Source organism: Xanthomonas cannabis (genome assembly GCF_040616535.1).
Lineage (GTDB): Bacteria > Pseudomonadota > Gammaproteobacteria > Xanthomonadales > Xanthomonadaceae > Xanthomonas > Xanthomonas cannabis.
Window position 1 is genome coordinate 193,510 of record NZ_CP136580.1, and the last position, 14,761, is coordinate 208,270.

The window sequence follows — 14,761 nt, forward strand, 5'->3', positions numbered from 1 at the left end:
GAGTAATGACAGCAGTGACCAATCGATGGGACCCCGGCGTGGTACGCGCGCTGGCCGAATCACGCCACGGCGACGCCTTTGCCGTGTTGGGCGCGCATCCGACCGACACCGGGCGCGTGTTGCGCACCTATCTGCCGGGCGCCAACCAGGTGAGCGCCGTGCTCGACGACGGCCAGACGATCGCCCTGGAGCCCGGCCCGGAACCGGGCCTGTTTGCCGGCGACCTGCCGGCGCAGGGCAGTTACCGGCTGCGCATCGGCTGGCCCGGTGGCGAGCAGGAAACGGCCGATCCTTACGCATTCGGCCCGCAGCTCAGCGACTTCGACCTGCACCTGATCAGCGAAGGCCACCATCTGCAGCTGGCCGACGCATTGGGCGCCAACGTGGTCGAGGTGGATGGCGTACGCGGCACGCGCTTTGCGGTGTGGGCACCCAATGCCTCGCGCGTGGCGGTGGTGGGCGACTTCAATAGCTGGGATGCGCGCCGTCACCCGATGCGGCTGCGGCATCAGTCTGGCGTGTGGGAGCTGTTCGTGCCCGACGTTGGCCCCGGTGCGCACTACAAGTACCAGCTGCGTGGCCCGCATGGGCACGAATTGCCGGCCAAGGCCGACCCGGTGGCGCGGCGTGCGGAACTGGCGCCCGGCACCGCCTCGATCGTGGCCGACCCGGCGCCGTTCCAGTGGAGCGACGACGGCTGGATGGCCACGCGTGCGCGCCGCCAGGCGCATGACGCACCGATGAGCATCTACGAGATCCATGCCGGTTCCTGGCTGCGCGAAGAAGGCGTGGACCTGGACTGGGATGGCCTGGCCGACCGCTTGATTCCGTACGTGGCCGACATGGGCTTCACCCATGTCGAGTTGATGCCGGTGACCGAGCATCCATTCGGTGGCTCGTGGGGCTATCAACCGCTGGGCCTGTTTGCACCGACTGCGCGTTTCGGCTCGCCGGACGGCTTTGCCCGCTTCGTCGACCGCTGCCACCGCGAAGGCATCGGCGTGCTGGTGGACTGGGTGCCGGCGCACTTTCCCACCGACGCGCATGGCCTGGCGCATTTCGACGGCACCGCGCTGTACGAACACGCCGACCCGCGCGAAGGCTTCCACCGCGACTGGAATACGCTGATCTACAACCACGGTCGCCGCGAGGTGTCCGGGTTCCTGATCGCCAGTGCGCTGGAGTTCTTGCAGCGTTACCACGTGGACGGGCTGCGCGTGGATGCGGTGGCCTCGATGCTGTACCGCGACTACAGCCGCAATGCCGGCGAGTGGGTGCCCAACATCCATGGCGGGCGCGAGAACTACGAAACCATCGCCTTCCTGCGCCGGCTCAACGAAGTGGTGCGCGAGCACACCCCGGGCGCGGTGATGATTGCCGAAGAATCCACCGCATTCCCCGGTGTCACCGCCGATGTGGCGCACGGTGGCCTGGGTTTCCACTACAAGTGGAACATGGGCTGGATGCACGACACCTTGCATTACGCCGGCCTGGACCCGATCTATCGCCGCTACCACCATGGCGAGCTGACCTTCAGCATGGTCTATGCGTATTCGGAGCGCTTCGTGCTGCCGATCTCGCACGATGAAGTGGTGCACGGCAAGGGCTCGTTGCTGGGCCGTATGCCGGGCGACGAGTGGCAGCGCTTTGCCAACCTGCGTGCGTATCTGGGCTATATGTTCACGCACCCGGGGCGCAAGTTGCTGTTCATGGGCTGCGAGTTCGGCCAACCCACCGAGTGGAACCACGACGCCAGCATTCCGTGGCACCTGCTCGACGACCCGCGCCACCGCGGGGTGCAGACCCTGGTGCGCGATCTCAACCGGTTGTACGCGGAATATCCCGCACTGCATGCGCACGACGACGACCCGGCCGGGTTCGCCTGGGTGGTGGGCGACGATGCCGCCAACAGCGTGCTGGCATTCCTGCGCAAGGGCAAACGCGGCGATGCGCCGGTCCTGGTGGTCATCAACTTCACCCCGGTGGTGCAGCACGGCTACCGCATCGGCGTGCCACAAGGCGGCCAGTGGCGTGAGGTGTTCAATAGCGACGCCGGCATCTACGGTGGTGCGAACCTGGGCAATGGCGGCATCGTGACGGCAGAGCAGCAGTCCATGCACGGCCATGCGCAGTCGCTGCCGTTGCTGTTGCCGCCGCTTGGCGCCATCGTGCTGACGCCGCACGGCTGATGCGTCACGCACACCGCCGGACAGCTGGTCCGGCGGTGTGCCACCTGTTAGATTGCGCGCCGTAGAGTGGCTGACACCCTGCCGCGCATGCCCACCGGGCCGCGCTGCAGGATTGCCAGCTTTCTCAGGCAGCCCGGGAAGGGCTGCCGGGCACAGCCGCCGCCATGCCTTCCGTCGATCCTCTTGCGGGAGTGGTGTGCGTGGGCGTTTTGATCGCTGTAGTGAGTTTTCCGCGGGTTGCGGCCGTTCGCTTCGTTGTAAGCGGGCATGGCCATGCGCAGACAGGTGTGCGGACGGCGGTGTCGCCGCAAGCGAGGGCGCAACCTCGCCGCACGCATCGTGCCCAGCGTGGTGTGCTGCCTTCGTCCACCTCGATGCAGGCTGGCGCATGAGCGCGCTGATGACCGCACTCTATCTGCTTGCCGCTGTCGCCTCGGCGTTGGCGTTTTATCTGGCAACCACGCATCAACGTCTGCTGCTGCAGCGACGCCCCTCGGCGCGCGTGTTGCGCGTCGGTGGCTGCGTGTTGCTGGCATTGTCACTGGCCTGCGCCATCCATGCGCTGGGCGTGTGGGCCGGCATCTTCGCTGCCGTAACGGCGCTGATGCTGGCGGCAGTGGCGCTGCCGGTGCTGGATGTCGGGCGGCCGGTGCGCGCACAACGCAGGCAGGCACGCCATGTGGGCTAAATGGCTGAGCGCGGTGGTCTTGGGCTTGCCGCTTGCGGTGGGCGTGGTCGGCCTGTGCGCCTTGCTGCTGCCGGGGCCGCAACAGCGCTACACCCTGGTGTGGCTGCTGCTGATGTTTCCGGTCTGGATCGGCGCGATGGCGTCGCCGTTCGTGTTCCGGCGGGCATTGCATGCCTGGATCGTGCTCGGCGGGCTGACGCTGCTGTGCTACCTCGCACTCGCCGCGATCAAGGCACTGGGCTGGACGGAGCTGAGCGCATGAAAGCATCGACCTTGCGCGCATTCCTGTCCGTACACAGCTGGATGGGGTTGCTGGCCGGCATGGCCTTGTTCATTGCCTTCTATGCCGGTGCCATCACCGTGTTCACGCATCAGCTCAGCGAGTGGCAGAGTGCACCAGCGGTCACCGAAACGGCGCCTGCCGATCCGGTGACTGCGGCGCAGTCCTTGCTGGACACGGTCATCGCCACGCACCCGCAGGTGGCCGATTCGTTCTTGCTGCTGTTGCCGGGCGAACACGGGCCGATTGCGCGGCTGTATTGGTATGGCGCGCAGGCAGATGCCAGCGGCGGTATGCGCCAGTATCAGGCGGGGCCCGATGGCGGCTTGCTGGAGTTGCCGCAGCGCGTAGGCTTTGCGGATTTTCTCTACGACCTGCACTTCACCGCCGGCCTGCCGCGTGTGCTCGGCACCTATCTGTTCGGGGTGGTGAGCGTGTTGTACGGGCTGGCGCTGGTCAGCGGCGTGGTGCTGTACGCGCCGGTGTTCTTCAAGGACCTGTTCGCGCTGCGCGTGGGCGCCAACGTCAAGCGGCTGTGGCAGGACGCGCACAATCTGGTGGGCATGCTGTCGTTGCCATTCCATGTGATCTTTGCCTGGTCCGGCGCGGTGCTGTGCCTGGGCGTGCTGCTGCTGGCGCCATTCCAGTTCCTGGTGTTCGACGGCAAGCTGATGCAGATCCTGGAGCCGGATTTCGAACTGGCACCGCATGTGGCGCCGGCCAAGCGTGCAGCGCCGTTGCTGCCGGTGGCGGTGCTGCTGGACAAGGCGGTGACAGCCAGCCCCGGCTTCGTGCCGGAAAGCCTGGCGTACCACGATGCCGGCGATGCCCATGCGCGGGTGGAGGTCTACGGCCATCACGACCAGCGCCGGCTCAACACCTTGGGTGGCGTGGCACTGGATGCCAGCACCGGGCAGGTGTTGCGCGTGCTGGAGCCGGCCACGATGTCGCCCGGCACCGCCGCGTTGCGCGGGTTGCAGGCGCTGCACTTCGGCAACTTCGGGCATGTGGCGGTGCAGTGGCTTTACTTCCTGCTCGGCCTCGGCGGCGCGTTCCTGTTCTACAGCGGCAACCTGTTGTGGATCGAAACACGGCGCAAGCGCCGCGCCATTGCGCAGCCGCGTCGCACACATGCGATGGCACGGCTCACCGTCGGTGTCTGCCTGGGCAGTGTGGCCGGCATCTCGGCGCTGTTTATCGCTGCGCGGTACCTGCCGCAGGGCCAGGAGCGCTATGTCTATTACACAGTATTCACCGCAACGCTGCTGTGGGCCCTGGTCCGCCCCACCGCACGCGGTGCATATGAGCTCTTGCTGGCCTGCGCCAGGTTGACGGCGCTGATTCCGCTGGCCAGCTGCATTGGCGCACACGGCGCGACCGCGCCGTGGCAGAGCGCGACCGTGCTCGGTATCGATCTGGTTGCGCTGCTGATGGCCTGGGCCTATTGGCGCATGGCGCTTGCGAGCAAACGCCGTGGCATGCAGGGCGATCCCAATAGCGTATGGGCATGGCCGGCGCGCGGGGTCGCTTAGGAGCGGCGAACAGATGACTGCGTGCATCGCCAGGCGGGCGCGGTCTCTGCCCGATGTGGCGTATACGGCGTGTGCGCGGTGGTCCAAGCGTGGTGACCGTACCCATCTGACGACCGCTCGCTACGCTTTTTGGCCACGCTACGCCGCGGGTGATTGCCGGCGCAGGCATGGAGTAGTGAATGTGTATACCTGCACGGCGTTGAGCTGCGGCGTGCGACCTCTGCACGCGCTGGCCTCACGTCCGGCGCACTTGCAGTGCGTAGCATGTGCCGCTTCTGTCTGCGCAAGAGGACGCCATGCCCGCCCGCACACGCATCGGCCTGATCTCCGACACCCATGGATTGTTGCGACCCGAAGCAGTGGCCGCGCTCGTGGGAAGCGATGCGATCATCCATGCCGGCGACGTCGGCAAGCCGGAGATTCTCGCCGCGTTGCAAGCGCTGGCGCCGCTGCATGTCATTGCCGGCAATATCGACAACAAGCCCTGGGCAGCGGGCTTGCCGCAGAGGCTGGATGTGCTGATCGCTGGCGTACGCATCCATGTGCTGCACGATCTGAAAACGTTGGCGCCGGGCGTTGCAGCAGACGTCATCGTCAGCGGGCATTCGCACAAGCCGGCGATCCAGACGCGCGACGGCGTGTTGTACGTCAATCCAGGCAGCGCCGGGCCACGTCGCTTCAGTCTGCCGATCAGCGTGGCCACGTTGTGGCTGGGCGATGGGGCGCCACGCGCACAGGTGCATGAGTTGGCAGTGGGCTGAGTTCGCTGACCTGGCATGCACATGCGCGGGGCCATCCTCGTGGGCCACGTTGTTGCAAGGAATCCCGATGAATACACGTCGCCAATTTCTTTCCGCTGCTGCTGCGGGCACTGCGGCATTGGCCGCTGCACCGCTGCTGGCACAGGCTTCTGCGCCTGGCAGTGTGATGCCGACGCGCGGCAAAACCGCTGCGAACGCATTGCCGACCAATCCCGTCGTCAAGGGCGCACGCTACCGGCCGCGCAGTCGCCTGGGCTTTGGCGGTGTGGCGATCGGTAATGGCTTTGCGCCCACCAGCGACGCTCAAAGCGAGCAGACGCTGGCCGCGGTGTGGGAGTCGGGGGTGCGTTATTTCGATACCTCGCCTTGGTATGGGCTGGGCCTGTCGGAGCGACGCACCGGCCATCACCTGCACAATCACGCGGCCGATGATTATGTGGTGTCGACTAAGGTCGGGCGCTTGCTCACTGCCACCGACAAACCGCCCAAGACGATGTGGGTGCAGCCCTCGCCATTCGACTATCGCTACGACTACAGCGCGGCAGGTGTGCGGCGTTCGATCGAAGACAGTCTGCAGCGTTTGGGCGTGTCCCAGATCGACATCGCCTATATCCACGACCTGTCGCCGGAGAACGAAAAAGACCTAGGCATGCCGTGGGAGCAGCGTTTTGCCGAAGCAGTGAAGGGCGCGATGCCGGAGCTGACCAGGATGCGCAAGGAGGGTCTGATCAAGGCCTGGGGGTTTGGCGTCAATCGCCCGGAGCCTGCGTTGCGCGCAATCGAAGAGGCCGACCCGGATATCTTCCTGCTGGCCTGCCAGTACTCGCTGCTCGATCATGCGCAGGCCTTGCATGACACCTTCCCGAAGATCGCCAAACACGGCGCCTCGGTGGTGGTCGGTGCGCCATTGCTGGCCGGGTATCTGGCCGGCCGTGAGCGTTATCTGTACGACGGCACGGTGCCGGAATGGGCGCCGGCCAAGCGACAGAAAGCGCTGGCCGTTTGCGAGCGGCATGGCGTGGATCTGCGTACCGTGGCGTTGCAATTTGCCGCGGCGCCGCAGGTGGTGTCGTCGGTGATTCCTGGCGCGCGCACGGCCGAGCAGGCAATCGCCAATGCGGCATCGATGCGCGTGGCGATTCCGGCGGCGGTGTGGGAAGAACTCAAGCGCGAAGGCGTGATCGAGGCGGATGCGCCGGTGCCTGTTGTGCGTTGAAGGACGACGCTTGGAGCATCTAATCAAACATTGCGTAGCCGCTGGGCCGGCGCGGTCGGTGCTGTGCGATGCGTCCAACAAAACGCAGCCACGCTGCGTTTCCTTCTCCCACCGGGACATTGTCCTCCTTCATGGAGGAGAAGGTGCCCCGGAGGGGGCGGATGAGGGTACGGAACAAGCGACCACGTCCCCGATAGCAGTCGATTGCACCAACCCCGCCCTGCACGCTGGGAACGACTTCAGCGTCATTGCGCGCAGCGAACTCCCGGCCGTGCCAAGCGCAGTGCCGTCAACGCATCACGGAATCAACAGCGGCCGCAAGGCCGGCACTTGCCTTGCCAATTCGTCGGCGACGATCGCCGCAAAGACATCTGCGCCCTCGGGGCCAAGATGCGTGTAGTCGAACGCAAGTTTGGCCTGGCCCATCGGTTCCGCACTGGCATTGTCCTGTGCAGTGGCAGCCGCGCTGGCCGCAGTCACGCTGGCGCCCTCAGGCACTTTCGATGATGACGATGACGATGACGATGACGACGGCAGCGTCTGCGCCGGTGTCTTGCCGATGGTGGTGCCCGCTTGCGCAGCGATCACTTGCTCCGGGTCGGCCGGCCGCTGCGCAAGCCGCATTGCCAGCACCGGGCCCATGCCCTGCACCAATGTGCGGCTGCGTGCGTGCAGGTCGACTACCGGCACCTGCAACTCGCGCGCAACCGCACGTGTGGCCTGCGCCCATGGCGCCAGGTCGTCCAGCAGTTGGCCGCGCTCGAACTGCCGCCGCGTCAACGGCGTCACCAGCACCGGAACCGCACCCGCGGCACGCGCCTCGGCCACATAGCGGCGCAGGTTGGCCGGGAATTCTGTCGCCAGGTCGGTGGAGCGCCCCGGCTTACCGGGCTGGTCGTTATGACCAAACTGGATCAGCACCACCACCTGCCGGTAGCCACCGCTGCGCAACTCCTTGAGTGCGATGTCCCACGACCCTTCCGCACGATAGTTGGAGGTACTGCGGCCGCCGCGCGCCAGATTGAGGCAGCTCAAAAACGAGGTCACATGCTGCGCGCAGAAACTCGGCCCCCAACCACCCTGCACGGCGGTGGTGGAATCGCCCACCAGCACGATCTTGCTGGCGGCAAACGAAACTGTCGCGGCAGGTGCGTTGTTTTTTGAGGGATCGGTGGTGGATGCCGGGGACGCCAGCGGCGTGTCGACCAACGCGGCAGCGGCGGCATCGGCGAACGGAAGGCAGGCAGCTGCCAGTGCAGCCAGCAGCAGCGATAAAGCAACAGACTCATGACGCATGCATCACCTCAAGATCGAATCAACACTGCTGCAGGGTCGAATAAGCGCGGCTGCGCAGCGCAGCTGGGGCGCAGCCGCTGCCTGAACTGGCATGTATCAGGGGCTGCTTGTGTTTCCACGCAGAACGCCTTCATGCGAGTGGCGACCATCCGGCACGTCCGTTGTTGTTCCAAAACAGAATGGTCAGAACGTACCGCGCTGGATGAAGGGGGCCTGCTGGTATAGCCGCCGTTCGCCGCCGCGCGGGTCGTTGGCCAGCCGGCTCGGCACGTCGAACAGCAGCGTCTCGCGCCGTTGCAGCGAATACGGCTTCCAGTGCGGTGCGCCGCGGTGGTTCGGGTCGCCATGCCGCGCGAACGCGATCAGCGCATCGCTCATCTGATCGGCCATGCGTTGCGCATCAATGCTGTTGCCGGTGCGCGAGCCGGGTTGGGCGATTGTGTCGAACACCAGCGGAATATCCAGCGTGTGGAAGGCGCCGAACTTGCCGCCCTCCAGCGGCGAGCCCCAATCCAGTTGATAGACCCAGGTGGGCGCGCCCTGACGCGCACGCGCTTCGGCTTCTTCGATCGCGCCACGCCACGAGCGGCCGGCGGTAGTCGCGGCAAAGAACACCTGCGAAGGCGAGTACTGCGGATACAGCCGCCTGTATTCGGCAATCACCACCTGCGGCAATAGGTCCACGTACTGCTGCGCTTCCAGCTTGGCCGGCAACTCATCCCAGCTCAGCGCAAAGTTTTTTGCATCGTTGCCGAGAAAGCCGCGCGTCTCATCGCGGGTATTGCCGATCACCATCGGAATGCGCGCCGATTGCAGCGGCGCGGTCGGCCAGAACGGATGCACCGGCACGTTGCGCGCATCCAGGACCGGGCCGAAATACAGCGCGCTGTTTTCCACCCGCGACGGGTCGCGCACCTGTGCGGCGGCCAGCAGGTCCGCCACCGGCACAGTGCGCAGCCGCGCCAGATCGCCTGGCGCAATCTTCAATGCGTCCAGCAGCAGCTGCGCGCGCTGGGTGGCCGCGCGCGGGCCTGCCACGGTGACCTGCTGCCCGCTCATGGTCCAGGCGCGATGGAACAGCCCGCGCGCGGCCGGCATTGCCATCAGCGTGGCGATCTTGGCGCCGCCGCCAGATTGGCCGAATACGGTGACATTGCCGGCATCGCCACCGAATTCGGCCGCATGCTGGCGCACCCAGTGCAGCGCCTGGATCAGGTCCAGCTGCCCGGCATTGCCCGAATCGGCGAAGCTCGCATCGCCCAGCTGCGCCAGCGACAGGTAGCCGAACAGGTTGAGCCGGTGATTGACCGTGACCACCACCACATCGCCGCGCGTGCACAGGCGCACGCCGTCGTAGAGCGGGTCGCTGCCGGAACCGGTGGTGTAGCCGCCGCCGTGGAGATAGACCAGCACCGGCCGCTTGCCGCCATCGCGCAGGCCGGGCGTCCACACGTTGAGGAACAGGCAGTCCTCGCTGGTGGGCTCGCTGGCCTTGGGTTGTGGCGCCGCAGCGCCGAAGCCGGTGGCATCGCGCACGTCCTGCCACGGCGTTTCCTGCAACGGCGCCTGGAAGCGCCGCGCCGCGGTATCGCCGCCATACGCGATGCCCTTGAATACACAGATGCCCTGGTCGCGATAGCCGCGCACCGCACCGCCACGCACGCGTGCGAGCGGGGCGCTGTCATCGCGTGGCGGCGGCGCCGCGGCACCGGCGAAACCCGGCAGCGCGACGGCGGCACTGGCGAGCAATCCACTGCGCAACAGCGTGCGTCGGCGCACGTCGGGCATGGACGGCGCTGTCATCGCGCCGCGTCCTTTGCAGATGCATCTGCTGGTACCGAGCCCGGTGCCTGTGCCGCTGCAGCTGTCTGCGCCTTGGTCACATGCGCAATCCATGCCTGCGCCAGCTGCGGCCATGCGGCCAGCGTCAGCCCGCTGATACGGCCGCTGCCGAAGCCATGGCCGCCCTGCGGGAAGACATGCAGCTCGCTCGGCACGCCGGCGCGCAGCAGCGCGTCGTACATCAGCAGGCTGTTGCGTACCGACACCACGGTGTCGTCCTGCGCATGCAGCAAAAATGTCGGCGGGGTGCGCGCATCCACGTGCAACTGCGGGGAATACGCGCTGACCTGCGCCGCGCTGGGCGCCTTGCCGAGCAGGCGTTCGCGCGAGCCCATGTGCGCGTTGGCGCTGTCCATGTCGATGACCGGGTAGACCAGCAGCTGGAAATCCGGCCGCGCGTTCAGCGCATCGGCCGCATCCACCGGTGGATATACCTGCGCGGCGTAGCGCGTGCCCAGGCTGGCGGCAACGTGGCCGCCGGCCGAAAAGCCCATCACCCCCACGCGCTGCGTATCGATGCCGTAGCGCGCCGCGTTGGCGCGGATCAGCCGCAGCGCACGTTGCGCATCGGCCAGCGGCACGTCGGCACCGTTGGGGTGGCCTTCGCCCGGCAAGCGGTAGCGCAGCACGAACAAGGTGATGCCGGCCTGGTCGACGAAGCTGGGCACCAGCGCGCTGCCTTCGTTGTCCAGCACGATGCGTTGATAGCCGCCGCCGGGGGTGACCAGTAGCGCGGTGCCGTTGGGCCGCCTGGGGCGGTAGACCACCAGGTATGGGTCGCTGATGTTCTGGATGTAACGGTCGGGCAGGGCGGCATCGCTGCTGCGGTCGACAATGCGCTGCGGCTGCGGCAACGCGGTGTCTCCCGGTGCCAGTGCGCGCGGCCACAGGCCGATGCGGCTGGCTTGTTCGGCTGCGGTGTCGGCGCTGGCCACCTCCGCCGACCACGCCGGGGTAGCAACCAGGGCGAGCGCGCCCAGGGCCACCGTCATTGTTCGGCGCAACGCGTGCAAAAGCCCGCTGCCCCTGCGTTTGCGACATGTCTGTTGCATCCACCCCTCCCAGGGCCAGTTCGTTATCGCGGTCACAATGCCGCACTGCACATTGCCAATGACACCGGTTTACCATATACAGCACACCGTGCCGCTGTCGATTGGCAGTGCAATAAAACACCTATCAGGGAGACACCCTTGAGCAACGACGCCGCCACCCCGCCAACGTCCACATCCGCGTTGTCCGACATCGCCCAACGCTTTGTGGAGGCCCGCCGCGCCGGGGCTTCACTGCCCGACTTTCCCGGGCAAATCCCGGACGATCTGGTCACTGCGTACCAGGTGCAGGACATCGCCATCAGCCAGTGGCATGACCAGGTGGTGGGCTGGAAGGTGGGCTACATCGCCGCAGAGCGCCGCGATGCCTCCGGCGACGAACGGCTGCTGGGCCCGATCTTCTCTCAGAAGCTCTGGAATGCTACCGGTGGAACAACCGAGTTCCCGATCTATGTCGGCGGCTTCGGCGCGGTGGAAGCCGAGTACGTGCTGCGGCTGGAGGCCGATGCTCCCAGCGGCAAGACGCACTACACCGCCGACGAGGCCGCCGCATTGCCGGCGCGGCTGTTCATCGGCGTGGAAATCGCCAGCAGCCCGCTGGCGACCATCAACAAGCTGGGCCCGCGGGTGGTGATCTCCGACTTCGGCAACAACAACGGCCTGATCCTGGGGCCGGAAGTGACCGATTGGCTGGACCGCGAAGAGACTGCGCTGACTGCCGAAACCCTGATCGACGACCAGGTGGTCGGCACCGGCGGTGCCACCACGCTTCCCGGCGGGTTGCGTGCGGCGTACGCATTTGCGCTCAGCCGTTCGGCCCAGCGCGGGCGCCCGCTCAAGCGCGGTGATCTCATTGCCACTGGCAATGCCACCGGTATCCACGACATCGAAGTGGGACAGCATGCCCTGATTCGCTTCGCCGGCATCGGCGACATTTCCTGTACGGCTGTGTCCGCCAACTAGGTGCGGGCCCCGTGACCAGACGCTTGGGAGGGCGCCAATGATCACACGCAGACATTTTCTCGGTGCCGGGCTCGGCGCCGCCGCCGCTGCCCCGTGGCTGGGCGCCGGCGCCACCACGCCAATTCCCGGTGGGCAGCTGCTCACCGCCACCGATGTGCACGTGGGCGATTACCCCACCGTGGAAGCGGTGCGCTGGTTCGGCAAGCAGCTCGAGGCACGCACCAACGGCCGGCTCAAGCTGCGCCAGTACCACTCCGGCCAGCTGGGCCGCGAGTCCGAGGCGATCGACATGGCGCGCTTCGGTGCCATCGACATCACCCGCGTGTATTCGGGCGCGTTGAACAACACCTTTCCGCTCACCCAGGCGCTGTGCCTGCCGTACGTATTCGACTCGGTGCCGCATCTGCGCCGTGCCATCGACGGCCATGTCGGCGACAGCGTGTTGCGCAGCTTCGAGCAGCGCGATCTGGTGGGTCTCGCCATCTACGATTCGGGCGCGCGCTGCTTCTACAACACCAAGCATCCGCTGCACCGCCCGGAAGATCTCAAGGGCCTGAAGCTGCGTGTGGCTTCGTCGGATATCTTTCTCAAGCTGATGCGCATGCTGGGCGCCAACCCCACGCCGATGTCGCTGGGCGAGACGTTTTCGGCGATGGAAACGCACATGATCGACGGTGCGGAAAACAACATGCGCAGCTTCCAGTCCAGCCGGCATTTCGAAGCCGCGCATTACTGGTCGCAAAGCGAGCATTCCTACGCGCCGGACATCCTGGTGATGTCGCGCGCCAGCTTCGAATCGCTGAGCCCGGCCGACCGCGGCCTGGTGGTGGAACTGGCGCGCGCCTCGGTGCCGGTGATGCGCAACTTGTGGGATGCGTCGGAAACGGTGGCGCGCAAGCAGGTGATCGACTACGGCGTAAAGCTCAACCAGGTCGACATGCCGGCCTTCCGCGCCGCCTCCGCCCCGCTGCTGGCCGAATACCGCAAGCAGCCGGAGATCGAAGCGCTGTACCGCCGCATCCGCGATTTTGCATAGAGGTGACCCGATGACCGAACCCGAGACTCTCGCCGTCCCGGTCGCGCCGTTGCAGCGCGCGCTGGACCGCGTTTCCGATATCGCCGTTGGCGTGGCGTCGCTGGCGCTGCTGGGCCTGGTGGTCGTGCAGGGCTGGCAGGTGTTTACCCGCTACGTGCTCAACGACTCGCCCAGCTGGACCGAGCCGGTGACCTTGCTGTTGCTGAGCACCGCACTGAGCCTGGGCGCTGCCGCCGGCGTGCACACAAACCGCCATTTCGGCTTCTACCTGCTGGGCGAACACGTGCCGCCGCTGGTGCGCAAACTGTTCGAAGTGATCCGCCCGCTGATGATCATGTCCATCGGCGCGGTGCTGGCGTGGTGGAGCGCGGCGCTGCTGCTCGATGGCCTGGATATCAAGATGGCCGGCGCGCAGATGCCGCAGAGCATCAACTACCTGCCGCTGTCGATCGGCGGTGCGCTGATGGTGCTGTTCGCGTTGTTCAAGTTGTGGCGTGTGCTGCGCCCGGTCCATGTTGGAGGAGTGCGCTGATGGGCATCGCCATGTTGTTGGGAACCTTTGTGGTGCTGCTGCTGATCGGCGTGCCGGTGGCGTATGCGCTGGGTGCGGCCGCGCTGGCCACGCTGCTGTATCTGGACCTGCCCACGGTGGTGCTGGTGCAGCAGATTTCCGCCGGCAGCGGCTCGGCGTCGTTGATTGCCATTCCGCTGTTTATCTTCGCCGGCGAGCTGATGTTGCGCGGTGGCATTTCCGAACGCCTGATCGCGTTGGCGTCGTCGTTGGTGGGGCGCGTGCGTGGCGGCCTGGGCCAGGTCAGCGTGCTGTCGTCGTTGTTCTTCGGCGGCGTGTCCGGTTCTGCCATCGCCGACGTCTCGGCCGTTGGCGGCACCATGATTCCGCAGATGATCAAGCGCGGTTACGACCGCGATTACGCGGTGAACGTCAGCATGACCGCCGCACTGGTGGCCTTGCTGGTGCCGCCCTCGCATAACCTGATCCTGTTTTCGGCCGCGGCCGGCGGCGGCCTGTCGATTGCCGATCTGTTCGCGGCCGGCATCTTCCCCGCGTTGTTGATGACTGCAGCGATGATGGTCACCGGCTATGCGGTGGCGCGCCATCGCGGCTACGGCACCGAGCCGTTCCCGGGCTGGCGTGCGGTGGCATTGCGCCTGTTCGGTGCATTGCCGGGCCTGGGCCTGGTGGCGCTGATCTTCATCGGTATTCGCGCCGGCATCTTTACCGCGGTGGAGAGTGCGGCGATCGCGGTGGTGTACGCGCTGATCGTCACCGCGCTGCTGTATCGGCAGCTGCGCTGGGCCGAGTTCTTCGCGGCTGTCACGCATGCCGCGCGCACCACCGGCGTGATCCTGTTCGTGATCGCCACCGCGGCGGTGTTCGGTTGGTTGCTGGCCTATCTGCAGGTACCTGCCGCCGCGGTGAAGTTCCTGCAGGCCATCGCCGACAGCAAGAACATGGTGCTGTTGATGATCGTGGTGATGCTGTTGCTGCTGGGCATGTTCATGGACCTGGCGCCGAAGATCCTGATCTGCACGCCGATCTTCCTGCCGGTGGTCAAGGCCTATGGCATCGACCCGATCCACTTCGGTCTGGTAATGGTGCTGGCCGGCGGTATCGGCCTGATCACCCCGCCGATCGGCTCGGTGCTGTTCATCGGCACTTCCATCGGCCAGATCACCATCGCGCAAAGCATGCGCACCATCTGGCCGTTCTGGCTGGCGGCGCTGTGCGTGCTGTTGATCGTGGCGTTTTTCCCCGAATTGTCGCTGTGGTTGCCACGCGCCTTGCGCGCATGAGGACCTGAGCGACGGTGTGCCTGGCAGGCGCGGATCGGTACGGCAATCGGGCCGTATACCCGCCTGCCAGGCACGCGCGATGCCTTGCGTGGGT

Annotated in this window: 13 protein-coding genes; 10 read left to right on the top strand and 3 right to left on the bottom strand. The window is 66.3% G+C overall.

Annotated elements, in window-relative coordinates; genetic code table 11:
- Positions 1-5 precede the first annotated feature (5 nt).
- From glgB to RZV17_RS00830, 6 genes are all read left to right on the top strand, one after another.
- Positions 6-2,189 carry a 1,4-alpha-glucan branching protein GlgB gene (gene glgB, locus RZV17_RS00805; protein WP_355606397.1) on the top strand — a complete coding sequence of 728 codons (2,184 nt, stop codon included), beginning with the start codon at positions 6-8 and terminating at the stop codon, positions 2,187-2,189.
- 388 nt (positions 2,190-2,577) lie between these two features.
- A complete protein-coding gene (locus RZV17_RS00810) occupies positions 2,578-2,877 on the top strand; it encodes a hypothetical protein (protein ID WP_355606400.1) in 300 nt (99 codons plus the stop codon).
- Positions 2,867-3,139: a hypothetical protein gene (locus RZV17_RS00815; RefSeq protein ID WP_355606401.1), complete on the top strand. Its 273-nt coding sequence runs from the start codon at positions 2,867-2,869 to the stop codon at positions 3,137-3,139. Before RZV17_RS00810 ends, RZV17_RS00815 begins: the two co-directional genes overlap by 11 nt.
- Entirely contained in the window at positions 3,136-4,689 is a 1,554-nt protein-coding gene (locus RZV17_RS00820; RefSeq protein WP_355606402.1) for a PepSY-associated TM helix domain-containing protein, read from the top strand. The genes RZV17_RS00815 and RZV17_RS00820 overlap by 4 nt, the downstream gene beginning before the upstream one ends.
- 296 nt (positions 4,690-4,985) lie before the next feature.
- On the top strand, positions 4,986-5,450 hold the full coding sequence (locus tag RZV17_RS00825) for a metallophosphoesterase (protein WP_228313243.1): 465 nt from the start codon (positions 4,986-4,988) through the stop codon (positions 5,448-5,450).
- A 67-nt stretch (positions 5,451-5,517) separates the two neighbouring features.
- The gene (locus tag RZV17_RS00830; RefSeq protein ID WP_179453342.1) at positions 5,518-6,666 is read left to right on the top strand and encodes an aldo/keto reductase; all 1,149 of its coding nucleotides are present in this window, start codon (positions 5,518-5,520) and stop codon (positions 6,664-6,666) included.
- Positions 6,667-6,963: 297 nt separating this feature from the next.
- On the opposite strand, the gene RZV17_RS00835 is transcribed toward RZV17_RS00830, so the two are convergent.
- From RZV17_RS00835 to RZV17_RS00845, 3 genes are all read right to left on the bottom strand, one after another.
- Positions 6,964-7,962 (bottom strand): rhamnogalacturonan acetylesterase, encoded by a 999-nt coding sequence (locus RZV17_RS00835; RefSeq protein ID WP_355606407.1) that lies wholly within the window; start codon positions 7,960-7,962, stop codon positions 6,964-6,966.
- Between the two features lie 183 nt (positions 7,963-8,145).
- Positions 8,146-9,765: a carboxylesterase/lipase family protein gene (locus RZV17_RS00840; protein ID WP_355606410.1), complete on the bottom strand. Its 1,620-nt coding sequence runs from the start codon at positions 9,763-9,765 to the stop codon at positions 8,146-8,148.
- Entirely contained in the window at positions 9,762-10,856 is a 1,095-nt protein-coding gene (locus RZV17_RS00845) for an alpha/beta hydrolase (RefSeq protein ID WP_355606413.1), read from the bottom strand. Before RZV17_RS00845 ends, RZV17_RS00840 begins: the two co-directional genes overlap by 4 nt.
- A 138-nt stretch (positions 10,857-10,994) precedes the next feature.
- Between RZV17_RS00845 and RZV17_RS00850 the strand changes: the two genes are divergently transcribed.
- From RZV17_RS00850 to RZV17_RS00865, 4 genes are read left to right on the top strand one after another with little or no spacing between them, the layout of a single operon-like run.
- The gene (locus RZV17_RS00850; RefSeq protein ID WP_039407037.1) at positions 10,995-11,816 is read left to right on the top strand and encodes a 2-keto-4-pentenoate hydratase; all 822 of its coding nucleotides are present in this window, start codon (positions 10,995-10,997) and stop codon (positions 11,814-11,816) included.
- A gap of 37 nt (positions 11,817-11,853) precedes the next feature.
- Positions 11,854-12,852: a TRAP transporter substrate-binding protein gene (locus RZV17_RS00855; RefSeq protein WP_104580263.1), complete on the top strand. Its 999-nt coding sequence runs from the start codon at positions 11,854-11,856 to the stop codon at positions 12,850-12,852.
- A gap of 10 nt (positions 12,853-12,862) precedes the next feature.
- Positions 12,863-13,384 (top strand): TRAP transporter small permease, encoded by a 522-nt coding sequence (locus RZV17_RS00860; protein ID WP_047695039.1) that lies wholly within the window; start codon positions 12,863-12,865, stop codon positions 13,382-13,384.
- A complete protein-coding gene (locus RZV17_RS00865) occupies positions 13,384-14,667 on the top strand; it encodes a TRAP transporter large permease (RefSeq protein WP_047695038.1) in 1,284 nt (427 codons plus the stop codon). The genes RZV17_RS00860 and RZV17_RS00865 overlap by 1 nt, the downstream gene beginning before the upstream one ends.
- The last annotated feature ends 94 nt before the right edge of the window (positions 14,668-14,761 follow it).

Bases quoted from the DNA above. Each gene is read 5' to 3' on its own strand.
- glgB (WP_355606397.1), top strand. From the start codon at position 6: ATGACAGCAGTGACCAATCGATGGGACCCCGGCGTGGTACGCGCGCTG.
- RZV17_RS00810 (WP_355606400.1), top strand. From the start codon at position 2,578: ATGAGCGCGCTGATGACCGCACTCTATCTGCTTGCCGCTGTCGCCTCG.
- RZV17_RS00815 (WP_355606401.1), top strand. From the start codon at position 2,867: ATGTGGGCTAAATGGCTGAGCGCGGTGGTCTTGGGCTTGCCGCTTGCG.
- RZV17_RS00820 (WP_355606402.1), top strand. From the start codon at position 3,136: ATGAAAGCATCGACCTTGCGCGCATTCCTGTCCGTACACAGCTGGATG.
- RZV17_RS00825 (WP_228313243.1), top strand. From the start codon at position 4,986: ATGCCCGCCCGCACACGCATCGGCCTGATCTCCGACACCCATGGATTG.
- RZV17_RS00830 (WP_179453342.1), top strand. From the start codon at position 5,518: ATGAATACACGTCGCCAATTTCTTTCCGCTGCTGCTGCGGGCACTGCG.
- RZV17_RS00835 (WP_355606407.1), bottom strand. From the start codon at position 7,962: ATGCGTCATGAGTCTGTTGCTTTATCGCTGCTGCTGGCTGCACTGGCA.
- RZV17_RS00840 (WP_355606410.1), bottom strand. From the start codon at position 9,765: ATGACAGCGCCGTCCATGCCCGACGTGCGCCGACGCACGCTGTTGCGC.
- RZV17_RS00845 (WP_355606413.1), bottom strand. From the start codon at position 10,856: ATGCAACAGACATGTCGCAAACGCAGGGGCAGCGGGCTTTTGCACGCG.
- RZV17_RS00855 (WP_104580263.1), top strand. From the start codon at position 11,854: ATGATCACACGCAGACATTTTCTCGGTGCCGGGCTCGGCGCCGCCGCC.
- RZV17_RS00860 (WP_047695039.1), top strand. From the start codon at position 12,863: ATGACCGAACCCGAGACTCTCGCCGTCCCGGTCGCGCCGTTGCAGCGC.
- RZV17_RS00865 (WP_047695038.1), top strand. From the start codon at position 13,384: ATGGGCATCGCCATGTTGTTGGGAACCTTTGTGGTGCTGCTGCTGATC.